Raw genomic sequence first — 22,698 nt, forward strand, 5'->3', positions numbered from 1 at the left:
GTCGGCCTCACTGCTCGCCGGTGGCCGCCCACCACTCCCGGAGGGCGGCCACCGCCGCCTCGTGGTCCATCGGGCCGTGCTCCAGCCGCAGCTCCAGCAGGTGCTTGTACGCCCGGCCGACCTCCGGACCGGGCCGCAGGCCGAGCAGCTCCATGATCTGGTTGCCGTCCAGCGCGGGGCGGATGGAGTCCAGCTCCTCCTGCTCCTTGAGGGCGGTGATCCGCTCCTCCAGCGAGTCGTAGGTGCGCGCCAGCGCCGCCGCCTTCTTGCGGTTGCGGGTGGTGCAGTCCGAGCGGGTCAGCTTGTGCAGCCGCTCCAGCAGCGGGCCGGCGTCGGTGACGTACCGGCGCACCGCCGAGTCCGTCCACTCGCCGCCGCCGTAGCCGTGGAAGCGCAGGTGCAGCTCGACCAGCCGGGAGACCTCCTCGACCAGGTCCTTCGAGTACTTCAGGTCGCGCATCCGCTTGCGGGTCATCTTGGCGCCGACCACCTCGTGGTGGTGGAAGGAGACCCGGCCGTCCGACTCGAAGCGCCGGGTGCGCGGCTTGCCGATGTCGTGCAGCAGCGCGGCCAGCCGCAGCACCAGGTCGGGGCCGTCCTGCTCCAGCGCGATGGCCTGCTCCAGGACGGTCAGCGAGTGCTCGTAGACGTCCTTGTGCCGGTGGTGCTCGTCCCGCTCCAGGCGCAGGGCCGGCAGCTCGGGCAGCACGTGGTCGGCGAGGCCGGTGTCGACCAGCAGCCGCAGGCCCTTGACCGGGTGGGCGCCGAGCAGCAGCTTGTTCAGCTCGGCCTGGACCCGCTCGGCGGAGACGATGGCGATCCGGTCGGCCATCGCGGTCATCGCGGCGACCACCTCGGGGGCGGGGTCGAAGTCCAGCTGGGCGGCGAAGCGGGCGGCCCGCATCATCCGCAGCGGGTCGTCGGAGAAGGACTCCTCGGGGGTGGCGGGGGTGCGCAGCACCCGGGCCTCCAGGTCGTCCAGCCCGTGGTGCGGGTCGACGAAGCCGCGGCCGGGCAGGTCGACGGCCATCGCGTTGACGGTGAAGTCGCGCCGCACCAGGTCCTGCTCGATGGTGTCGCCGTAGGTGACCTCGGGCTTGCGCGAGGTGCGGTCGTACGCCTCGCTTCGGTAGGTGGTGATCTCGATCAGGAAGCTGCCGTCCGCGGTGTCCTTGCGGGCGCCCACGGTGCCGAACGCGATGCCGACGTCCCAGACCGCGTCGGCCCAGCCCTTGACCAGCTTGAGGACCTGCTCGGGGCGGGCGTCGGTGGTGAAGTCGAGGTCGTTGCCGAGGCGGCCCAGCAGGGCGTCCCGTACCGAGCCCCCGACCAGTGCGAGCCGGAACCCGGCAGACTGGAAGCGGCCGGCGATCTCGTCGGCGACCGGGGAGACCCGCAGCAGCTCCTGCAGACCGCGGGTCTGCGCCTCGCTGAGGCCCGGCAGGGCGGCGACGGTCTCGGAGCTGGAATGATTGGCGCTGGACGCGTTGGCAGTGGACACGGCTCACAAGGGTACGTGCCCCGGCATCCGGGGCGCCCGCGATATCCGCACCGGCCCCGCCGGGGTGGCGGGCCCGCCCGGTGTTCCCGGCCCTGCCGGGGGTGTCGGACGGGCGCAGCGTCCGGCCCGCAACACTGCGGCCCGGGCAGCGTCGTTACCATGCCGGAGGGGACAGGCGGGACGGACCGCCGCGAACCGGTCGATCAGGGCTGCCCCGGCACCGCGAGGTGCCGCCGCGGCGCCCTCGGTGGGCGGGTCCGGGTGGCGGCTGACGGTTGACTGATCGGTATCGACGACGGCGAGGGCGAAGCGCGTGGACGAGCGAAGCGTGGGGTCGGCCCCGGCCGCGGTCCGGCGGACGGCCCGAGCGCGCCGGGCGGTCCGGCGGCTGGGCGGTCTGCTGGCGGCCGGCGCGGTGCTGCTGGCCTCCGCCGCCGTACCGGCCGCCGCCGCTCCGGAGGCCGCGGACTACCCCGCGGTGATGACGATCAGCACGGTGTCCCCGGCCATCGCCGGTGAGAACGGCACCGTGACGATCACCGGGAAGGTCCTCAACTCGAGCCGCACCGCGATCAAGTCGGCCCACGTCGGGGTGCGGGCGCCGCTCTCCGGCAAGAAGCCGCTGGGCACCCGCAACGAGGTCGCGCTGATCTCCCAGCGCTCGACCCCGACCGGCACCGACGGCTCGGACGTGCCGAACCTGGAGGCCCCGGTCGGCGACCTCGAACCGGGCCAGTGGCACGACTTCAGCATCCCGGTCGGCACCGCGGAGCTGGACCTCGGGCGCAGCGGTGTCTACGAGCTCGCGGTGGACATCTGGGGCACCTCCGGCGGTGCCAAGGAGCGGGTGCTCGGGATCGCCCGCACCTTCCTCCCCTACAACGTCGAGCCGACCCAGAAGAAGACCCAGCTGGCGGTGGTCTGGCCGATCACCCACGCCCCGGAGCTGGTCGCCCAGACCATGCCCGACAACGACCAGACCCCGGTGCTGCGGGACGACAGCCTGGCCACCGAGCTGGCCCCGGGCGGGCGGCTGTACGAGCTGGTGTCGACCGGCGCCAAGCTGCAGAACCTGACCTGGATGATCGACCCCGACCTGCTGGACACCGTGTACGCGATGACCCGGCCGTACCGGGTGCAGAAGCCGGACACCGGTGGCGAGTCCGCCCGGGACGACAACACCGTGGCGGGTGGCGGCCGGGACGCGGCGCTGGCCTGGCTGGCCCAGCTGCGCACGGCGGTGTCCACGGCGGGGCACGAGGTGGTCTCGCTGCCGTACGCCGACCCGGACCTGGCCTCGATCGCGCACAACGGCGCCGACCTGCCGGGCATGGAGAACGCGCTGCGCAAGGCGGCCACCGCGGGCCGGCTGACCGCCGAGGGCCGGCTGTCGGTGGACGTGAAGTCGGACGTGGCCTGGCCCTACCAGGGCCGCCTCGACCGGCGGACGGCCGCCACCGCGCGGACGGTGGGCGGCCAGCTGGTGCTGGTCGACGGCGCGTCGATGCCGGAGTCCGACTCGCTCGCGTACACCCCGGGCGCGGCCCGGCCGATCGGGGACGGGCAGACCGCCGTGGTCGCCGACCACACGCTGTCGTCGCTGTTCGAGCAGCCGCTGGGCACCCCGGAGGCGAGGACCGCCGCCGTGCAGCGGTTCCTGGTGGAGACCCTGCTCATCAACCAGCAGATGCCGGAGCTGCCGCGCGGGCTGCTGGTGCTGCCGCCGCGCAACCTGGACGCGGCGACGGCGGGCGCGCTGGCCGAGGCGGTGCAGAAGGCCCAGCAGGGCGACTGGATCAGCCCGGCGACGCTGCACACGGTGGCTGCCGCCAAGGCCGACCCGGAGGCCGGTACGACCGTCGCGGAGGGCTATCCGCAGGAGGTGGCCGCCTCCGAGCTGTCGTCCAGCGCGCTCGGCCGCACGATGGCGGTGCAGAACGGCCTGGACCAGCTGATGCTGATCCTGACCCAGCCGCAGCGGGTGCGCAGCCCGTTCAGCGCGGCGATGGTCCGCTCGATGTCGACCGAGTGGCGGGAGCAGGCCAAGCCGGGCACCGCCTACCGGGAGGGGGTCCAGCACTACCTGGACAACCTGACCTCGGCGGTCCGGGTACCGGCGAAGAGCGAGATCACCCTGCCGGGTGACAACGCGACGCTGCTGATCAGCGTGAAGAACGACCTCAACCAGGCGGTCGGCAACCTGGAGCTGCGCCTCACCTCGACCCAGCTGAACCGGGTCAACGTCGAGCAGACCCCGAAGCCGGTGGTGCTGGACGGCACCACCAGCCGCACCTACCGGTTCGCCGCCGAGGCCCAGGTCAACGGCTCGGTGCAGATGACCGCCCAGCTGTGGACCACCGGTCCCAACCCGCAGCGCTACGGCGCCCCGGTGACCTTCATGGTCCAGGTGACCTCGGTGACCAACGGCGTGCTGTACGTCATCGGCGGCGGCGTGGTGCTGATAGTGCTGGCCGGGGTGCGGTTCTACCTCCAGCGCAAGAAGCGGGCCGCCGACGGCGGCGAGGAGGCGCCGGAGCCGCAGGACGGTCCCGGGGCGGGCCCGGACGCCGACACCGGTCGGGAGGCCGGGGCGCAGGGTGCCGGGGAGACCGGCGGGCAGACCGCCGGGGACGCCGCCGGGGAGCCCGCCGTCGACGGGGTGCCGCAGGCCGCGGGGACGGGCGGGGACGGCGGTTCCGACGCGGAGCCGGAGTCGGCCGCTGATGACGCTGATCGGGTCACCGGTGATGAGAAGGTGGGTCACTGACGGCGCCCCGCACCGGGTGCCCGCCCCCAGCAGCGAATTGAGGTGGCATGACCGGGCCGCGCGAGGAGCGAGCAGAGAGCCAGGGCAGTGGCGGGCCGAACGGCCGTGGTGCCGGGCCCACCGGGTCGACCGAGTCCGCAACCGACTGGTACGTCGCCGACACCTTCGCCCGTGACCCGTTCGCGGCCGAGGCGTACGAGGGCGGCACCGGGACCGATCCGTACGCCGCGGCGGCCGCCGAGGCCGCGGCCGCGCTCCCGCAGCAGACCGTCCGCCCCGCCGATGTCGCGGAGGCCGAGCCCTCCGCCGTGCCCGAGCCGCAGCTGACCGCGCCGGCCACCCGCTGGGCAGGTCCGGCCGCCGTCCCGACCCCGGAGCCGGCCCCGGTCGGGGCACCCGCCCGGCGCGGCTCGCCCTGGGAGAGCGGGCGCCCCGACGGTCCCGAGTTCGTCGGGGTGGACGCCCTGCTGGGTGGCGGGCCCGCCTCCGGCGGCGGCGCCCCGGCCCCCGGACCCGCCGACGACGGCCGGGAGCAGCCGAAGCCGCAGCCCGGCGAGCCCGATCCGTCCGAGGCACAGTCTCCGGCGGAGCCCGAGGAGCCGGGCGAGCCTGAGCAGCCCGAGGAGCCCGATCCGTCCGGCGCCGCCGAGGCCACCGAGGAGCCCGAGCAGCCCCGCGAGCAGTACGTCCCGCCGATCGAGTTCGACCCGCCGCTGTCCGAGGAGGAGGCCCTCCTGCAGGCCGACGCGGCGGTGCGCGAGGCGACCGTCGCGGCGCTGGCCGCCGAGGCACGGGCCGAGACCGAGGCGGCGGCCGGCCCGGTCGCCGGTTCGAAGGCCCGGACCGGGCCGGCCCCCGCCGCCGGGACGGAGGCCGGCGAGCGGCCGCCCGCGACCACCGGGGAGCAGCCCGCGGCCGGCCGGGTGGCCGGTCTGCTCGGCTCCAGCGCGGTGATGGCCGCCGGCACCCTGGTCTCGCGGGGCACCGGCTTCCTGCGCACGATGGTGATCGCCGCCGCGATCGGCGTCGGCACCATGGGCGACTCGTACAACGCGGCCAACACGCTGCCCACGCTGCTCTACATCCTGATCGGCGGCGGCGCGCTCAACGCGGTCTTCGTGCCGCAGCTGGTGCGCAGCATGAAGCACGACGACGACGGCGGCACCGCCTACGCCAACCGCCTGCTCACCCTGGTGATGACCGGCCTGGCCGGGGTGGTGTTCGTCGCGGTGCTGGCCGCGCCGGTGCTGGTGCAGCTGATCTCGCACTCGCTGATGCGCGATCCGGGCAGCGCCGACACCACCGTGGCGCTCGCCCGGTACTGCCTGCCGACCATCTTCTTCATGGGCGTCCACGTGGTGATGGGCCAGATCCTCAACGCCCGCGGCCGGTTCGGCGCGATGATGTGGACCCCGGTGCTCAACAACATCGTGGTGATCTTCACCTTCGCGATGTACATCGTGGTGTTCGGCACCTTCCAGCACAGCGAGGTCACCCCGGCCACCGCCTCCCCCGAGGGGATCCGGCTGCTCGGCATCGGCACCCTGCTGGGCCTCACCGTCCAGGCGCTGGCGATGATCCCGTACCTGCGGGCGTCCGGCTTCCGCTTCAGGCCGCGCTTCGACTGGCGCGGCCACGGCCTCGGCAAGGCCGCCCGGCTGGCCAAGTGGACGTTCCTTTTCGTCCTCGCCAACCAGGCCGGCTACCTGGTCGTCACCCAGCTCGCCACCGCCGCCGGCAGCAACGCCGAGGACCACGGCTACCTGGGCGTCGGCCTCGCCGCGTACTCCAACGCCCTGCTGATCTGGCAGCTCCCGATGGCCGTGGTCACCGTCTCGGTGATGAGCGCCGTGCTGCCCCGCCTCTCCCGCTCGGCCGCCGACCACGACCAGGGCGCGGTCCGTGACGACCTCTCGTACGGGCTGCGCACCTCGGCGGTGGCGATCGTGCCCGCCGCCTTCCTGTTCCTCTCGCTCGGTCCGGTGATCGGCAGCGCCATCTACGGGCTCGGCAACGGCGGCGCGGTCGCGCACGGCACCACCGCGGTCGGCTTCATGCTCTCCGCCTTCGCGCTCGGCCTGATCCCGTACTCCGTGCAGTACGTGCTGCTGCGCGGCTTCTACGCCTACGAGGACACCCGGACCCCGTTCTCCAACACTGTCTGGGTCGCGCTCTGCCAGGCCGGGACGGCGGTCTTCTTCTTCCTGGTGCTGCCCGACCGGTGGGCGGTCACCGGGATGGCCTTCGGGTACGGCGTCTCGTACGCCGTGGGCGTCGCCGTGGCGGTGCCCAAGCTGAAGGCGCGGGTCGGCGGGCTGGACACCGCGCGGATCGGCAAGACCTACGTCCGGCTCGGCATCGCCTCGCTGCCCGCCGCCGCGGTCGGTCTGGCCGTCGAGCTGCTGCTCGGCACGGTGGTCGACGGCTGGCTCGGCAGCGTGCTGACCCTGCTGGTCGCGGGCTCGCTGCAGCTCGGCGCGTTCCTCCTGCTGGCCCGGCGGATGCGGATCGAGGAGCTCAACGCGATGGTCGGAATGGTCCGCCGCCGACTGGGGCGTTGACCTTCCGTCAACCGGAGCACCCTCGATCTCCTGCTCCCTCAGGTGGCCTACCCGGGGCCGGATTCGGTGATCTTCACCGAATCCGGCCCCGTCCCAGCTGAATCCCCCCTCGCTGTGCACGAATACGCAACCAGTCGGCCTCCCCAGCGGTCGTACCAGGGGGCCGGGAGTGGGCACAATTGACCCTGGCACCCGCGCACCCCCAGCAGGGGCGGGCAGGAGCCCGACTTCTCGGTACCGGGGCGATACAAGGGGAGGCAGGACCACGGTGGCTGATGGCACCAAGGCGGTTGTCGACACGTCCGTGACGGACGCGGCTGCGCTCGCCACGGCACTCGGGGAGCTCCCCGCAGAAACGCCGGCACGCTCGGCCGACCGCCCGACGCACGAGCCCGCAGCTCCTGCCAAGCCCGCGGCCGGCAAGGCCGGCAGTGCCGGCAAGAAGGCCGCACGGAACACCCGCACCGGCAAGGCCGCCGGCGCCCCCAAGTCCGGCGCCGCCAAGCCCGGGCCGCGGGCCGCCGCGACCGGCAGCGCGACCGGCGACGCGGCCGACGACGCGACCCGGCCCGCGGCCCCCGTCTCGTCCTCCGCCGAGGACGGCCCCGCCCCGGAAGGCCCCGTCGAGGCCGCGGAAGCGCCCGAGGAAGTGTCCGCGAAGCCCGCCGGGGAACCTGCCGACGGCGCCACCTCCGCCACCGCCGAGAGCCCCACCGAGGGCACCGCCGAGAGCCCCGCCAAGGGCGCCGACGACGAGAGCGCCGACGAAGGCGACCGGGCAGCGGCGCCGGAGCCCGAGGACCCGGAACAGCCCGGCGAGAGCACCGCCCCGCTGTCGACCGCCGAGATCGCCGCCGAGCTGGCCGACGGCGCCGCCCGGCTGGCCAAGGCCGCCCGGGCTGCTGCCCCCCGCCGCCCCACCAGCGCGCGCACGACCAGCACCGAGACCCTGGACGCCGACACCGGCACCCTCCCCACCACCCTCGTCGCCCCGCTGCTGCGCAGCGGCGACAAGATCGCCGACCGGTACCGGTTGGAGGAGTGCACCACCCACACCGAGGTCTTCAGCAGCTGGCGCGCGGTCGACGAGACGCTCCGCCGCGCCGTCGGCGTCCACCTGCTGGCCGCCGGGCACCAGCGTGCCAAGGCCGTGCTGACCGCCGCCCGCTCCGCCGCGCTGCTCGGCGACCCGCGCTTCGTGCAGGTCCTGGACGCGGTGCAGGAGGGCGACCTGGTCTACGTCATCCGGGAGTGGCTCCCGGACGCCTCCGACCTCGCCCGGCTGCTCGCCGGCGGCCCCATGGAGCCGTACGAGGCCTACCAGATGGTCCGCCAGGTCACCGACGCGATCGCCGCCGCGCACCGCCGCGGCCAGGCCCACCTGCGGCTCACCCCGACCTGCGTGCTGCGCACCGAGACCGGCCAGTACCGGATCAACGGCATCGCCGTGGACGCCGCCATCCGCGGCCTGTCCACCGACGACGCCGCGCTGTGCGACACCAAGGCGATCGGCGCCCTCCTGTACGCGGCGCTGACCCACCGCTGGCCCTACCCCGAGGACCGCTACGACCTACAGGGCATGCCCAAGAGCCTCGGCTGCGTGCCGCCCGACCAGGTCAAGGCCGGCGTCCACAAGGGCCTCTCGGAGCTCGCCGCCCGGGCGCTGGGCGAGCACCTGCCGCACCACCAGGAACCGCTGACCACCCCCGAGCAGCTGGCCAAGGCGCTCGCCCTGCTGCCCAAGATCCGCCAGCCCGAGCCGCCCGCGCCGCCGGTCTTCACCCCGCCGCGCTACCCGGCCGGCCGCCCGGCCGGCGGCGGCGCCCCGCGCCCGCACCACCCCGTCGCCGACCCGCCCCGCGACCTTCCCCGGCCCGGCGCCCCCGCGCCGCGCCGCCGCGGGCTGCGCACCGCCGCCCGGTGGACCGCCTCGCTGCTCGCGCTGGCCGCCATCGGCCTCGGCTCCTGGCAGCTGGTCGAGCACCTCCACAAGCCGACCACGCACAGCGCCGGCCAGCCCGCCCCGGCCGACCAGAGCCCCTCCGGCACCTCCTCCGCCCCGGCCGCCACCAAGGTGACCATCGCCGGGCTCAGCCCCTTCAACGCCTTCGGCCAGGAGAAGGACGAGCACAGCTCGCAGCTGCCGAACGCCCGCGACGACAACCCCAGCACCTTCTGGACCACCCAGGGCTACAACGACCAGTTCTCCGAGGACGGCTACCGCAAGGGCACCGGCATCCTGGTCGACCTCGGCAGCGCCCAGCAGGTCTCCTCGGTCGACCTCACCTTCGTCGGCGACCACAAGGTCGAGCTGAAGGCCGCCCCGGGCGGGCTGACCACCGCGCCCGGCGCGGACGACGCCGGCTACCGGGCCTTCGGCAACGCCGTGGCGAGCGGCTCCGGCAGCCAGGTCAAGCTCACGCCCCCGAAGCCGATCACCACCCGCTACCTCTTGATCTGGCTCACCGGCATCCCCAACGATGGGGACCAGTTCCGCGGCAAGGTCGCCGAGATCAAGGTGAACGGCTGAGCGGTACCGGAGAGGGGGCGAAGATGGCAGCGGAGGAACCCACCGACGCCGAGCTGCTCGCCCGGCACGCCGCCGGCGACCCGGCGGCCTTCGGCGTCCTGGTGCGCCGCCACCGCGACCGGCTGTGGGCCGTCGCCGTGCGCACCCTCGGCGACCGCGAGGAGGCCGCCGACGCCCTCCAGGACGCCCTGGTGTCCGCCTTCCGGGCCGCCCACACCTTCCAGGGCCGCTCGGCCGTCACGACCTGGCTGCACCGGATCGTCGTCAACGCCTGCCTCGACCGCGCCCGGCGCACCGCCACCCGGCGCACCACCCCGCTGGACGGCGACCAGGACCGGCTGGACCGGGTCGTCGGCGCCACCGAGGGCGCCGAGGCGGCCGCCGTCCGGGCCGAGCTGCGCCGCGAGGTGACCGGGGCACTCGCCACCCTGCCCGCCGACCAGCGGGCCGCCCTGGTCCTGGTCGACATGGAGGGCTACTCGGTGGCCGAGGCCGCCCAGGTGCTGGACGTGCCGGTGGGCACGGTGAAGAGCCGGTGCGCCCGGGGTCGGGCCAAACTGCTCCCGCTGGTGCGCCACCTGCGCGCGGCCCCCGCCCCGGAGGCCGCCGACCCGCCCGGGCCCGATCCCGCGGCGGCCCGCGCCGCCCGCCGGCCCGGCGATGTTTCACGTGAAACGGCGACCGGGAACCCATCGGCCCGCTCCGCCGTCCCACCACCGGGCCCGGCACACCCGGCCACCCCCCTGGAAGGAGACGTGAGCAAGCGATGACGCCGCACACCCCTTCCCCGCACCCCGATCGGGCCCCGGCCGACCACCCCGACATCGAACTGCTCGCCGACCTCGCCGAGGACCTGCTCGACCCCGCCCGGGCGAACGAACTGCGCCGGCACCTCGCCGGCTGCCCCGAGTGCGCCGACACCTACGCGGCGCTGGCGGAGGTCTCCGCGCTGCTCGGCGACGGCGAGCCGGAGCCGATGCCGGCCGACGTCGCCGCCCGGATCGACGCGGCCCTGGCCGAGGCGGCGGCCACCGGCTCCCCCGTACCGACCCCGTCCCGCTCCGGGCCGCCCTCCCGGCCCGGACAGCCGGCTGCGCCCGGCCGCACCGGACCCGGCGGCACCACCGCGCCCGCGGGCGCCGGCCCCGGGCGGCCGCGCCGCCGCCGCGGCCGGGTCCTGCTCGGCACCGCCGCCCTCGCCGCGGTGCTCTCGCTCGGCTCCTGGCTGCTCACCCAGCCCTGGCAGGACGCCGGCGGGGCCGGCACCGCCGCGGGCTCCGCCCCCGGCCGCAGTGCCGCCGTCGCCCCCGGAGACCGCTCCCCCCGGGCCGCCGGCAGCGGCTCGACCGAGTACCGCGAGGACCAACTGGCCGACCAGGTCCGCGAACTGCTCACCCGGCAGACCGGCTCCCCCGCATCCGCGGAGGGCCACCCCTCGGCCCAGCTCCAGCCCGGCGACGGCGGACCGGGCACCGCCGGCACCCCGCAACCCCCGGCCACGCCACCCGCCTGCGTCGGCGAGGCCGCCGGCCACCCCGGGCAGCCGCCGCTGGCCGCCGCCCCCGGCCGGTACGGCACCGACCCGGTCACCGCCCTGGTCTACCCGGCGCCCGGCCGCACCGACCTGATGGATGTCTACCTGGTCACCCCGGACTGCCCCGGCGCCACCGTCCTGCTGCACCGCACCGTCCCGGCGCCCTGACCAGCCAAGGAGAACACCGCTCCCGGCCTCCGGAAGCTCGGCCCCCGGAGCCGGGCACGCCCGGAGTGCGGGCACCGGGTACAACAGGGCCTGGGAATGCGGGAGACTGGTCAGTCGTTGTCCCGGGCGGCGGAGCAGGACCGCCCTCCCCGCAGATGCGCGGGTCGCGATGCGAACCAGGAGATGCAGTGAGCGACGTCCGTAATGTGATCATCATCGGTTCCGGTCCCTCCGGGTACACCGCTGCGCTCTACACCGCCCGTGCCTCTCTCAACCCCCTCGTCTTCGAGGGTGCTGTGACGGCCGGCGGTGCCCTGATGAACACCACCGAGGTGGAGAACTTCCCCGGCTTCCGGGACGGCATCATGGGCCCCGAGCTGATGGACGGCATGCGGGCCCAGGCCGAACGGTTCGGCGCCGAGCTGGTCCCCGACGACATCGTCGCGGTCGACCTCACCGGTGACATCAAGACCGTCACCGACTCCGAGGGCACCGTGCACCGCGCCCGCGCCGTCATCGTCGCCACCGGCTCCCAGCACCGCAAGCTCGGCCTGCCCCGCGAGGACGCGCTCTCCGGGCGCGGCGTCTCCTGGTGCGCCACCTGTGACGGCTTCTTCTTCCGCGACCAGGACATCGCCGTGGTCGGCGGCGGGGACACCGCCCTGGAGGAGGCGACCTTCCTCTCCCGGTTCGCCCGCAGCGTCACCGTGGTCCACCGCCGCGACAGCCTGCGTGCCTCGAAGGCGATGCAGGAGCGGGCCTTCGCCGACCCGAAGATCAGCTTCGCCTGGGACAGCGCCGTCGAGGAGATCCACGGCGACCCGAAGCTCTCCGGCCTGACCCTGCGCGACACCACCACCGGCGAGACCCGCGAGCTGCCCGTCACCGGCCTGTTCATCGCGATCGGCCACGACCCGCGCACCGACCTCTTCACCGGCCAGCTCGACCTGGACGCCGAGGGCTACCTCAAGGTCGAGGCCCCCTCCACCCGGACCAACATCCCCGGCGTGTTCGCCGCCGGTGACGTGGTCGACCACACCTACCGCCAGGCCATCACCGCCGCCGGCACCGGCTGCGCCGCCGCCCTGGACGCCGAGCGCTACCTCGCGTCGCTCGCCGACCTGGAGGCCCAGGCCGCCGCCGTCGCGGTCTGATCCGAACGCTCAGGCTGCTCCGCCCGCCCCGGGTGGAGCAGCCCGCTCCACCGGCCGCCGCGGGCCGTGACACCATGGCCCGGCAGCACCGCAGCACCAAGCCCCCTCACCCGAGAAACAGAACGGCCCCCGCCGTTGTTGTCCCTCTCGAAGGTGCCGGGCCGTCCCACACACGGTCGGGCACCACCCGTACGTGACCCTTAGGAGTTCCCGTGGCCGGCGCCACCATCACCGTGACCGACGCGACCTTCGACGCCGACGTCCTCAAGAGCGACAAGCCCGTCCTGGTCGACTTCTGGGCCACCTGGTGCGGCCCGTGCCGCCAGGTCGCCCCGATCCTGGAGGAGATCGCGGACGAGCACGGCGAGTCGCTCACCATCGCCAAGCTCGACGTCGACGCCAATCAGGAGACCGCGGCCCGCTACAACGTGATCTCCATCCCGACCCTGAACATCTACCAGAACGGCGAGCTGGTGAAGACCATCACCGGCGCCCGCCCGAAGGCCGCGCTGCTGCGCGAGCTCGCGGACTACCTGCCGCGCTGACCCAGCCGCCCGGCACCGCCCGGGTCGCTGGAGCGAGGCCCCGGAGGCGGGCCCCCGAAAGATCGGGGGCCCGCCTCCGGCGTTCGCGCGGACAGCTCGGGACGGCCTTCCCGGAGGCGGCCTCAGAACGGCCGCAGCGCCGGCTCCTTGCGGCCGCCGAGCAGCCGCTCCAGGGCTCCCTCCACATCGCCCTTCCAGGACAGCGTGGTGCGCGCCTCCAGCCGCAGCCGCGGGTACCGGTGGTGCGGCCGGACCGTCTTGAAGCCGACCGCCAGCAGGTGCTCCGCCGGCAGCACGCAGCTCGGCACCTCCCGGCCCAGCGCCCCGAACGCCTCGATCGCCCGGAAGCCCCGCCCGATCAGATCCTTGGCCACCGTCTGGACCAGCACCCGCCCCAGCCCCTGCCCCTGGAAGCCGGGCAGCACCCGGCTCACCATCAGCTGCACGGCGTCCGGCGCCACCGGGCTGGTCGGGAAGGACTGCGAGCGCGGCACGTACGCCGGCGGGGCGTACAGCACGAAGCCGGCCGGCACCTCGTCGACGTAGGCCACCCGGCCGCAGGACCCCCACTCCAGCAGCACCGCGGAGATCCAGCCCTCCTTCTCCTGCTCGGCCTTGCCGTCCTCCACCGCGGCCCGCGCGGTCACCGGGTCCAGCTCCCAGAACACGCAGGACCGGCAGCCCGCCGGCAGGTCCGGGAGGTTGTCCAGCGTCAGCGCGGCGATCCTGCGTCCCACTCCCCCACACCTCCTCCTCGGCCCGGGACCGTACGGCCGGCAGACCCGGCGGCGGCCCGCACCGAACCCCTCCCCCGCACTCCTACCCAAACGAAGTGGGTGCACGTTTCACGTGAAACATGCACCCACGACCCGCGGATCACTCCCGGCTCAGCCCTGCGACAGCCGCAGCCCGTCCTCGCCCGGCGCCAGACTGTCCAGGATCCGGTTGAGGTCCTCCACCGAGGCGAACTCCAGCACCACCTTGCCCTTGCCGAGCTTCCCGTTGCGCTGCGACACCTCGACCTTGACCCGGGTGTCGAACCGGTCCGAGAGCCGCCCCGCCAGCTCGTTGAAGGCCGGCGAGAACAGCTTCCCCGCCTTGGGGGCGGCCGCCCGGGACGAGCCGGCGGGCTCGTCCGGGTGGTTCATCAGCTGGACGATCTCCTCGGTGGTCCGCACCGAGAGGCCCTCCTGGTTGATCCGGGTGGCCAGCTTCTCCTGCTGCTCGACCTCGGACAGCCCCAGCAGCGCGCGCCCGTGGCCGGCCGACAGGACCCCGCTCGCCAGCCGCAGCTGCACGCTCGGCGGCAGCTTCAGCAGCCGCAGCGTGTTGGAGACGTGCGAGCGCGAACGCCCGATCCGGTCCGCCAGCTCGTCGTGCGTGCAGGAGAAGTCACCCAGCAGCTGGTCGTAGGCGGCCGCCTCCTCCAGCGGGTTCAGCTCCGCCCGGTGCAGGTTCTCCAGCAGCGCGTCCAGCAGCAACCGGTCGTCGTCGGTGGCCCGAACGATCGCCGGGATCAGCTCCAGGCCGGCCTCCTGCGAGGCCCGCCAGCGCCGCTCGCCCATGATCAGCTCGTAGCTGTCCGCACCGACCTGGCGGACCACCACCGGCTGGAGCAGGCCCACTTCCTTGATCGAGACGACCAGCTCGGCGAGCTTGGCCTCGTCGAAGTTGTCCCGGGGCTGGCGCGGGTTGGCCCGGATCGCGTCCAGCGGCAGCTCGGCGAACCGGGCGCCCTCCACCGGCGAGAGCTCCGCCTCCAGGACGCTGCGCGGATGCGGATCCGCCGCCAGCTCCCGCAGGCTCTCCGCCGCCGCCTTGGCGGCCACCGTGCCCCGGCCGCCGGTCGCGGCCGGCGCGGGCGCTCCGGCGGACCGGGCCGGTGCCACCGTGACCGTCTCCGGCGCCGCGGCCGTTCCGCCCGCCGGCACCACGGCCGGCGAGGCGGCCGGGATCAGCGCCCCCAGCCCTCGACCCAGGCCCCTGCGCGTGCTCACCGGTTGTCCTCCATCGTGCTCTGCTGTGCCACCGGTGCCGGCTGCTCGCCGGCCCCGTTCCGCTGCTGGCCCACCCCGTGGAAGGGGGCCTGCCCACCCTGCGCCGCACCCGGCGCCCCGCGCATCGCCAGCTCCCGCGCGGCCTCCAGGTACGACAGCGCACCGGTGGAACCAGGATCGTAGGTCAGCACCGTCTGCCCGTAGCTCGGGGCCTCCGAGATGCGCACCGAGCGCGGGATGGCGGTGCTCAGCACCTCCGCCTCGAAGTGCGTCCGGACCTCCTCGGCCACCTGCGAGGCCAGCCGGGTGCGGGCGTCGTACATGGTGAGCAGGATGGTCGACACGTGCAGCACCGGGTTGAGGTGCGCCCGCACCAGCTCCACGTTGCGCAGCAGCTGGCCCAGGCCCTCCAGCGCGTAGTACTCGCACTGGATCGGGATCAGCACCTCCTGCCCGGCCACCAGTGCGTTGACCGTGAGCAGGCCGAGCGAGGGCGGGCAGTCGATCAGGATGTAGTCCAGCGGCTGCTCGTACGCGGCGATCGCGCGCTGCAGCCGGCTCTCCCGGGCGACCAGCGAGACCAGCTCGATCTCGGCTCCGGCCAGGTCGATGGTGGCCGGGCAGCAGAACAGCCCCTCCACGTCCACGACCGGCTGCACCACGTCGGCCAGCGGCTTGCCCTCGACCAGCACGTCGTAGATGGACGGCACCTCGGCGTGGTGGTCGATCCCGAGCGCGGTGGAGGCGTTGCCCTGCGGATCGAGGTCGATCACCAGCACCCGCAGCCCGTGCAGGGCCAGCGAGGCGGCCAGGTTGACGGTGGTGGTGGTCTTGCCCACCCCGCCCTTCTGGTTGGCCACCACCATCACCCGGGTGGCGGCGGGCCTGGGCAGACCTTCGCCGGTCCGGCCGACGGCCTGGACGGCGGCCTGGGCAGCCCGCGCGATGGGGGTGTCATCGATGAGGTCGATGGTCTCCGAGTCCTGCATGGGGGTCAGTGTTTCACGTGAATCCGGAGCGGCAACAGTCACCGCCCGGCTGCGGCCGAGGATTCCGGAAAGCAGGGAGCGACGTTTCACGTGAAACACGATGCCCGTATTGTCGGAAATCTGACGGACCGACACTCCGGCACCCGGGCGAGACCCGCACCGCCCGAGTGCCCTCCACCGCCCTGACCAGGCTCAGCGCCGGCGCCGCGCCCCGCCCCGGCCACCCTCGGCGGGCCTGCCGCCGCGCCCGGCCCGGGCCGCCTTCGCCCGCCGGGTCGCCGCCTTCACCCCGCCGGGGCTCTCCCCCGCCTCCACCCGGACCACCCGGGTCGAGGTCTCCAACGTGCCCTCACCGACCGCCAGCACCGACCAGCCGACCGCCCCCAGCTTGGTCAGCGCCGAGCGGGACTCCTCCAGCTCCTGCTCCGCCGTGTCCCCCTTCAGCGCCAGCATCTGCCCGTACGGCCGCAGCAGCGGCATCCCCCAGCCGGCCAGCCGGTCCAGCGGCGCCACCGCCCGGGCGGTCACCACGTCCACCGCCAGCTTCCCGACCATCTCCTCGGCCCGGCCGCGCACCACCGTCACGTTCTCCAACCCCAGCAGCCGTACCACCTCCTCCAGGAAGGTGGTACGCCGCAGCAGTGGCTCCAGCAGCGTCACCGAGACGTCCGGACGCGCCATCGCCACCGGGATCCCCGGCAGCCCGGCCCCCGAACCGACGTCGCACAGCGTCGCGCCGGCGGGCAGCAGCTCGGCCAGCACCGCGCAGTTCAGCACGTGCCGGTCCCACAGCCGGGGCACCTCGCGCGGCCCGATCAGCCCGCGCTGGACCCCGGCCGTGGCCAGCAGCTCGGTGTACCGCTCGGCGACCGGAAAGCGGTCACCGAAGATCTCCGCCGCCACCGCCGGAGCCGGGGCGAGGTCCGCCACCGCACCGGCCTCCGCCGCATCGTCCTTGGCGGCCACGCCGTCCCTGTCCATTTCGACCTCTCCGCTCACCGGAATCCACCCACCCGTACAAGCACTGTTTCACGTGAAACATCCCGCCCCCACCCGACCGCCGGACGGATCCGGACCGGGCCACAACGGGAACGACCCCGCCCGCGCGAAGCGGACGGGGTCGATCGACGGACCGCCACCGGCGTCAGCGCGGCAGCACGACCACGCAACGCTCGGGCTCCTCGCCCTCCGACTCGCTGCGCAGCCCGGCGGCCGCCACCGCGTCGTGCACCACCTTGCGCTCGAACGGGGTCATCGGCCGGAGCTTGACCTGCTCGCCCGAGCTCTGCACCCGCTCCGCCGCCTCGGCGCCCAGTGCGGCCAGCTCGGACCGCTTGCGCGCCCGGAAGCCCGCGATGTCCAGCATCAGCCGGCTGCGCTCACCGGTCTCCCGGTGCACCGCCAGCCGGGTCAGCTCCTGCAGCGCTTCCAGCACCTCGCCGTCGTGCCCGACCAGGCGCTGCAGCGACCGGTCGGCGCCCTCACCGACGATGGAGACCAGGGCGCGGTCGCCCTCCACGTCCATGTCGATGTCCCCGTCGAGGTCGGCGATGTCGAGCAGACCCTCCAGGTAGTCGGCCGCGATGTCACCCTCCTGCTCCAGGCGGGCGAGGGTGCCCTCGGTGCCCGAGCCGGCCTCGGCCTCGGACTCGGTGCCGACGGCGGAGATGGTGCCTTCCGTCACTGCTGGACTCCTTCAGGAATGGGCCCTCAGGTGGGGCCGAGAACGAAGATCTGGGGCCGGTGTCGACGGTCTGGGACCGGTCAGGACTTCTTCTTCGGCCGCTGGCCGCCCTGGCCGCCCTGCCCGCCGCGCTTGGGCTGCTGGCGCGGGGCGGGCTTGGCCGCCGCGGTCTTCGCCGCCGCCTTCCGGGCCGCCGGCGCCGAGGTCTCCTCGACCGGGGCGGCATCGACCGGGGCCGACTCCTCCGGCTCGGCGGACTTGGTCAGGCTGGCGGTGGTGTGCGCCGCGCCGGCCTGGCGCTGGGCCTTGGTCTGCTTGCGCGGCTGCTGCCGGCGGACGTGCACGCTGTCCTCGACCACGGCTGCGGCACCGGTCGCGGTGGCCGCCGGAGCGGACGCCTTGCCGCCGCCGGAGATCATCGCGAGCACGCCGACCTTCTTGACCGACCCGTCCGGGTTCAGCCGGCCCGCCTTCTTCAGCCGCGCCTGGCGCTCCGCGAAGGCCTTGCTGCCCGGTGTCGGGTTGTTCCGGATCACGATCAGCTGCTGGCCCATCGACCAGACGTTGGTGGTCAGCCAGTAGATCAGGACACCGACCGGGAAGTTGATGCCCATGACGGCGAACATCACCGGGAAGACGTACATCAGCATCTTCTGCTGCTGCATGAACGGCGTCTTGACCGTGAGGTCCATGTTCTTGGTCATCAGCTGGCGCTGGGTGATGAACTGCGACAGCGACATCAGGACGATCATCACCGCGACGACGATCTTGACGCTGACCTCGGTGGACCCCAGGAAGGTCGCCGACAGCGGAGCGCCGAAGATGTGCGCCTGCTGGGCGCTGTCGAGCAGGGGCTGGTCGAAGACGCCGATCGGCTTGTCCTTGGCCACCGAGGCCAGCACGCCGTAGAGGGCGGTGAAGAACGGAGCCTGGACCAGGATCGGAAGGCAGCTCGAGAAGGGGTTGGTACCCGCCTCCTTGTAGAGCTTCATCATTTCTTCCGACTGGCGCTGCCGGTCGTTCTTGTACCGCTCCTGGATGGCCTTCATCTTCGGCTGGATCGCCTGCATGGCCCGGGTCGCCTTGATCTGCTTCACGAACAGCGGGATCAGGCAGATCCGGATGACGACGACCATGGAGACGATCGACAGGCCCCACGCCCAACCACCGTTGGGATCGAAGACGTGGCTGTACAGCGAGTGGAACTGGACGATGATCCAGGACACCGCTGTGTAGAGGGGACTCAGAAAACCGAAGGTCACCGGTCAGACTCCTTGGGCATCGGGCTTCGCCACCGGCTCCGGCTCGGCGGTCCCGCTCGTGGGGCTCAGCAGATTGCGCAGCCGGCGGTGCCACACCGGGTGCTTGCGCGGCGGTACGTGATCGACCCCCCCGGGGGACCAGGGATTGCAGCGCAGGATGCGCCAGGCGGTCAGGCCACTGCCCTTGACCGCCCCGTGCACCTGCACCGCCTCGTACCCGTAGTGCGAACACGAGGGGTAGTAACGGCAGACCGGCCCCAGCAGTGGACTGATCGTCCACTGGTAGAGCCTGATCAGCCCCATCAGCAGGTACTTCATCGCCCTGGTCCTGTCGGCGCGCCGCCGCTCGGCTCCGACCTGAGCAGGCGCCGCAGCGCCGCGTCCAGGTCGTGCTCAAGTTCGAGGTACGAAGCCGTCGCCGCGGCCGGCAACGCGCGTACCACCACCAGGCTACCTGTGGGCAGCCGGGACAGACGCGCCCCCACCAGATGGCGCAACCGGCGCTTGACCAGATTGCGCACCACGGCCGGGCCGACGGCCTTGCTCACGACGAAACCCGCACGCGCCGGAGGGAGCCCCTCGGCGACGTGCGGGCTGGAATCGCTCTTCGGGCCTGCCGGCCCCGTCGGAACGCCATCTCTACCGAGATGAACCACCAACAGGGGCCGACCGGCCCGACGACCGCGTTTCACCGCGATCGAGAAGTCCTGGCGCCGCCGCAGCCGATGCTCGGAGGGCAGCACTGCAGACCCTTGACGCGAATCAGGCGGACAGGGCGGAACGGCCCTTGCCGCGGCGCGCGGCCAGGATGGCGCGGCCGGCACGGGTCCGCATGCGCAGCCGGAAGCCGTGGGTCTTGGCACGACGGCGGTTGTTCGGCTGGAAGGTGCGCTTGCTCACTCGGGGGCTCCTGAGGTGAATCGTAGGGTGACCGGGTATCGCTTGGCCGTCACCGTGCGTCCGCGTGATCTCCCCCATCAATGGGAAATCCGGCCCCGCACACCCAGATCTGCTGGGTGAGGAGGCAATCCACGGCGCCCGTGCTGCGCGCGTCATGGAAGCGGGCGGACCCGCGGACATGCGGCAGCGGCCATCGACAACTCGACCTGGTTACGGTACGCGGACCAGGGCCGGAGGGTCAAACCAGGTGGTCCCGGGCCTGCACCCGGGCCGCAGATCCACGATACCCACAGCCTGTGGACAACAACTTGAATCAGCTCTGTCCGCTGACTACCGTTGCAGGACTTGTCTGGTTTGTTCTTCGGGGCGGACCACCACCCCCGAAGTCCCTTGACACCCCCCGCGCGGGGAACGAGAAGGCGTGCACCAGTGGCTGATGTCAACAGCGATCTCGTCCCGGTCTGGGCGTCGGTCGTCGAGCGGCTGGTCAACGACGCAAGTGTCGGGGACAGCGACAAGATGTGGCTGCGCCGCACCCAGCCGATGTGGATGATGCACGACACCGCGCTGCTGGCCGCACCGAACGAGCGCGCCAAGCAGGTGCTCGAGGGCCGGCTGCTGCCGCAGCTGAGCGAGGCGCTGTCGCAGCAGTTCGGGCGCCCGGTGCGGATCGCCGTGATGGTGGACGCCAACGCGGTCGCCCCGGGCGGCAGCCAGGTCCACGACCCGGGGCCGCACGGCGAGCCGCTCTCCGGCCCCGGCTCCGACCCGCACGGCCGCCCGCCCGCGGAGGACTGGCCGCACCACCCCGAGCACCGGCAGCCCGACCACCGGCAGCCCGAACCGCACCGCCCCGAGCACCGCCGGCCCGCCCACCGGCAGGACCAGGACTTCGACTCCCGCCAGGACCGGCCCGGCCACCAGGACCACGCGGGCCACCAGGAGCACCAGGACGCCCCGGGTGCCTGGCCGCGCCCGGAGAGCTACCCCGCGCCGCAGGAGTACCCCGCCGAGGACTACCCCCGCGGCTACTCGCAGCAGCAGTCGTTCGGCCAGGGCTACCCGGCCGACCGGTACGACCAGCCCTCCGGCTACCAGCAGCGCCCCGCCGGGTACGGCGAGGAGCGCCCGGCCTGGCGCTCCCAGGGCGGCTCGGAGGACGGCTGGGAGTCCGCGCCGCAGCCCGCCCCCGCCTCCGAGCGGCCGAAGAGCCTGCCGCCCGCGACCCCGGCCCAGGGCGACCTGTTCGGCGGCGTGCTGGAGCACTCCCCCGCCCCCGGCCGGCAGCGCCCGGGCGGTCCGGCCCGGCGTACCGCAGGGCCGGGCGGCGCCGCGGACCGGCGTCCGGGCGGGGGCCTCGCCGACCGCACCCCGGCACCCGGCGTCCCGGCGCCGCCCGGCGCACCCCCGGCCGGCGGCTCCCGCAAGGACGAGCCGAACGCCCGGCTGAACCCGAAGTACCTGTTCGACACCTTCGTGATCGGGGCGAGCAACCGGTTCGCGCACGCGGCCGCGGTGGCGGTCGCCGAAGCGCCCGCCAAGGCGTACAACCCGCTCTTCATCTACGGCGAGTCCGGCCTCGGCAAGACGCACCTGCTGCACGCGATCGGCCACTACTCGCGCAGCCTCTTCCCGGGCACCCGGGTGCGGTACGTGAGCTCGGAGGAGTTCACCAACGAGTTCATCAACTCCATCCGGGACGGCAAGGCGGACGCCTTCCGCAAGCGCTACCGGGACATCGACATCCTGCTGGTCGACGACGTGCAGTTCCTGGCGAGCAAGGAGTCGACCCAGGAGGAGTTCTTCCACACCTTCAACACCCTGCACAACGCGAACAAGCAGATCGTGCTCTCCTCGGACCGGCCGCCCAAGCAGCTGATCACCCTGGAGGACCGGCTGCGCAACCGCTTCGAGTGGGGCCTGATCACCGACGTCACCCCGCCCGAGCTGGAGACCCGGATCGCGATCCTGCGCAAGAAGGCGATCCAGGAGCAACTCAACGCGCCCGCCGACGTGCTGGAGTTCATCGCCTCCCGGATCACCCGCAACATCCGGGAGCTGGAGGGCGCGCTGATCAGGGTCACCGCGTTCGCCAACCTGAACCGGGCGCCGGTCGACCTGGAGCTGGCCGGGATCGTCCTGAAGGACCTGATCCCCGGCGGCGACGAGGACGCGGGGCCGGAGATCACCGCGCAGGTGATCATGCAGCAGACCGCGGCGTACTTCGGGCTCGGGGTGGACGACCTCTGCGGCTCCTCGCGCAGCCGGGTGCTGGTGACGGCCCGCCAGATCGCCATGTACCTCTGCCGGGAGCTCACCGACCTCTCGCTGCCCAAGATCGGCGCGCAGTTCGGCGGCCGGGACCACACCACCGTGATGCACGCCGACCGCAAGATCCGCTCGCTGATGGCCGAGCGGCGCTCGATCTACAACCAGGTCACCGAGCTGACCAACCGCATCAAGAGCTGAACACCCGGCCCGCCGTGGGCCGTTGGGGACCGCTGAAGGGGAGCCGGGCACGCGCCCGGCTCCCCTTCGCCGTACGCCCGGCCAGGGGGCCGTCAGGCGGGTCGTCGGGCGGCCGCCAGGTGGCAACGGGGCGGCCACGCGGGCGGTGGGGCCCCGGCTCCGTCCACCGCGGGCGGGCGAGGCACCGGCACGGAGCGGGTGTGAGCGGGGCCGATGCGGGCAGGAATGCACCGGTCGGCCGGCCTCCGACTCCCGCGCCCGACTCCCGCGCCCGGCCGAACAACTGACCAGCAATTCGAACGTGACGGCCGCCGAACGAGTTCATCCACAGGTCGGGTGGATTTCTCCCGTCCACACCCCGGAGCTGGGCCAAGTTATCCAGAATTCCTCCACAGGGGTGTCGGCGCTACGCTCTTCGGCGCAGGTCAGGTGCCTGTGGACTTGTGCACAACACTTATCCACAGCCTGTGGACAGTTGGCGGACCGTCAGGGGGCCATCCGGGTTGTCCACCGGTTGTCCCCAGGGTTCGGGCGGTTATCCCCAGGTTCTCCACAGCTGCATCCACAGTTCGACAACATTGATGAGACGTTCATTCCCAGGTGTGAAAGCCGTCACGTGATGTTGCCCGAGGCCCGT

Annotated in this window: 18 protein-coding genes; 8 read left to right on the top strand and 10 right to left on the bottom strand. The window is 73.4% G+C overall.

Annotated features, from left to right (window positions below):
• Positions 1-7: 7 nt before the first annotated feature.
• Positions 8-1,444 carry a CCA tRNA nucleotidyltransferase gene (locus ABT014_RS06630; protein ID WP_350637788.1) on the bottom strand — a complete coding sequence of 479 codons (1,437 nt, stop codon included), beginning with the start codon at positions 1,442-1,444 and terminating at the stop codon, positions 8-10.
• A 370-nt stretch (positions 1,445-1,814) separates the two neighbouring features.
• Here ABT014_RS06630 and ABT014_RS06635 point away from each other — a divergent pair, with 370 nt between their 5' ends.
• The 7 genes from ABT014_RS06635 to trxA all read left to right on the top strand — a co-directional run bounded on the left by ABT014_RS06635 (position 1,815) and on the right by trxA (position 12,760).
• Positions 1,815-4,268, top strand: coding sequence for a DUF6049 family protein (locus tag ABT014_RS06635; RefSeq protein ID WP_350637550.1), 2,454 nt, complete (start codon positions 1,815-1,817; stop codon positions 4,266-4,268).
• A 47-nt stretch (positions 4,269-4,315) separates the two neighbouring features.
• Entirely contained in the window at positions 4,316-6,829 is a 2,514-nt protein-coding gene (gene murJ / locus ABT014_RS06640; protein WP_350637551.1) for a murein biosynthesis integral membrane protein MurJ, read from the top strand.
• Positions 6,830-7,097: 268 nt separating this feature from the next.
• Entirely contained in the window at positions 7,098-9,359 is a 2,262-nt protein-coding gene (locus ABT014_RS06645; protein ID WP_350637552.1) for a protein kinase family protein, read from the top strand.
• A gap of 23 nt (positions 9,360-9,382) precedes the next feature.
• Positions 9,383-10,129, top strand: coding sequence for an RNA polymerase sigma factor SigM (gene sigM / locus ABT014_RS06650; protein ID WP_350637553.1), 747 nt, complete (start codon positions 9,383-9,385; stop codon positions 10,127-10,129).
• Positions 10,126-11,061 carry an anti-sigma factor family protein gene (locus ABT014_RS06655; RefSeq protein WP_350637554.1) on the top strand — a complete coding sequence of 312 codons (936 nt, stop codon included), beginning with the start codon at positions 10,126-10,128 and terminating at the stop codon, positions 11,059-11,061. Before sigM ends, ABT014_RS06655 begins: the two co-directional genes overlap by 4 nt.
• A 188-nt stretch (positions 11,062-11,249) precedes the next feature.
• Positions 11,250-12,215, top strand: a complete 966-nt coding sequence (gene trxB, locus ABT014_RS06660; RefSeq protein ID WP_350637555.1) for a thioredoxin-disulfide reductase — start codon at positions 11,250-11,252, stop codon at positions 12,213-12,215.
• A gap of 212 nt (positions 12,216-12,427) precedes the next feature.
• The gene (trxA, locus tag ABT014_RS06665; protein ID WP_350637556.1) at positions 12,428-12,760 is read left to right on the top strand and encodes a thioredoxin; all 333 of its coding nucleotides are present in this window, start codon (positions 12,428-12,430) and stop codon (positions 12,758-12,760) included.
• A 122-nt stretch (positions 12,761-12,882) separates the two neighbouring features.
• Here the strand turns inward: trxA and ABT014_RS06670 are convergent, their stop codons facing one another.
• The 9 genes from ABT014_RS06670 to rpmH form a co-directional block, all read right to left on the bottom strand.
• Positions 12,883-13,497 carry a GNAT family N-acetyltransferase gene (locus tag ABT014_RS06670; RefSeq protein WP_350637557.1) on the bottom strand — a complete coding sequence of 205 codons (615 nt, stop codon included), beginning with the start codon at positions 13,495-13,497 and terminating at the stop codon, positions 12,883-12,885.
• Positions 13,498-13,647: 150 nt separating this feature from the next.
• Positions 13,648-14,757: a ParB/RepB/Spo0J family partition protein gene (locus ABT014_RS06675; protein WP_350637558.1), complete on the bottom strand. Its 1,110-nt coding sequence runs from the start codon at positions 14,755-14,757 to the stop codon at positions 13,648-13,650.
• Entirely contained in the window at positions 14,754-15,719 is a 966-nt protein-coding gene (locus ABT014_RS06680; RefSeq protein ID WP_350637789.1) for a ParA family protein, read from the bottom strand. Before ABT014_RS06680 ends, ABT014_RS06675 begins: the two co-directional genes overlap by 4 nt.
• Positions 15,720-15,938: 219 nt before the next feature.
• On the bottom strand, positions 15,939-16,727 hold the full coding sequence (gene rsmG / locus ABT014_RS06685; RefSeq protein ID WP_350637559.1) for a 16S rRNA (guanine(527)-N(7))-methyltransferase RsmG: 789 nt from the start codon (positions 16,725-16,727) through the stop codon (positions 15,939-15,941).
• Positions 16,728-16,890: 163 nt separating this feature from the next.
• Complete coding sequence (locus tag ABT014_RS06690) at positions 16,891-17,430, bottom strand: Jag family protein (protein WP_502894870.1); 540 nt, start codon at positions 17,428-17,430, stop codon at positions 16,891-16,893.
• 80 nt (positions 17,431-17,510) lie between these two features.
• Entirely contained in the window at positions 17,511-18,692 is a 1,182-nt protein-coding gene (gene yidC / locus ABT014_RS06695) for a membrane protein insertase YidC (protein ID WP_350637560.1), read from the bottom strand.
• A 3-nt stretch (positions 18,693-18,695) separates the two neighbouring features.
• Positions 18,696-19,010: a membrane protein insertion efficiency factor YidD gene (gene yidD / locus ABT014_RS06700; protein ID WP_350637561.1), complete on the bottom strand. Its 315-nt coding sequence runs from the start codon at positions 19,008-19,010 to the stop codon at positions 18,696-18,698.
• A complete protein-coding gene (gene rnpA, locus ABT014_RS06705; protein WP_350637562.1) occupies positions 19,007-19,435 on the bottom strand; it encodes a ribonuclease P protein component in 429 nt (142 codons plus the stop codon). Before rnpA ends, yidD begins: the two co-directional genes overlap by 4 nt.
• A 19-nt stretch (positions 19,436-19,454) precedes the next feature.
• The gene (rpmH, locus tag ABT014_RS06710) at positions 19,455-19,592 is read right to left on the bottom strand and encodes a 50S ribosomal protein L34 (protein ID WP_033823201.1); all 138 of its coding nucleotides are present in this window, start codon (positions 19,590-19,592) and stop codon (positions 19,455-19,457) included.
• A 429-nt stretch (positions 19,593-20,021) separates the two neighbouring features.
• Here rpmH and dnaA point away from each other — a divergent pair, with 429 nt between their 5' ends.
• Entirely contained in the window at positions 20,022-22,061 is a 2,040-nt protein-coding gene (gene dnaA / locus ABT014_RS06715) for a chromosomal replication initiator protein DnaA (RefSeq protein WP_350637563.1), read from the top strand.
• Positions 22,062-22,698 lie beyond the last annotated feature (637 nt).

The organism is Kitasatospora sp. NPDC094015 (assembly GCF_040304075.1).
Taxonomy (GTDB): Bacteria; Actinomycetota; Actinomycetes; order Streptomycetales; family Streptomycetaceae; genus Kitasatospora.

Bases quoted from the DNA above. Each gene is read 5' to 3' on its own strand.
- rsmG (WP_350637559.1), bottom strand. From the start codon at position 16,727: ATGGACAGGGACGGCGTGGCCGCCAAGGACGATGCGGCGGAGGCCGGT.
- ABT014_RS06655 (WP_350637554.1), top strand. From the start codon at position 10,126: ATGACGCCGCACACCCCTTCCCCGCACCCCGATCGGGCCCCGGCCGAC.
- sigM (WP_350637553.1), top strand. From the start codon at position 9,383: ATGGCAGCGGAGGAACCCACCGACGCCGAGCTGCTCGCCCGGCACGCC.
- murJ (WP_350637551.1), top strand. From the start codon at position 4,316: ATGACCGGGCCGCGCGAGGAGCGAGCAGAGAGCCAGGGCAGTGGCGGG.
- yidD (WP_350637561.1), bottom strand. From the start codon at position 19,010: ATGAAGTACCTGCTGATGGGGCTGATCAGGCTCTACCAGTGGACGATC.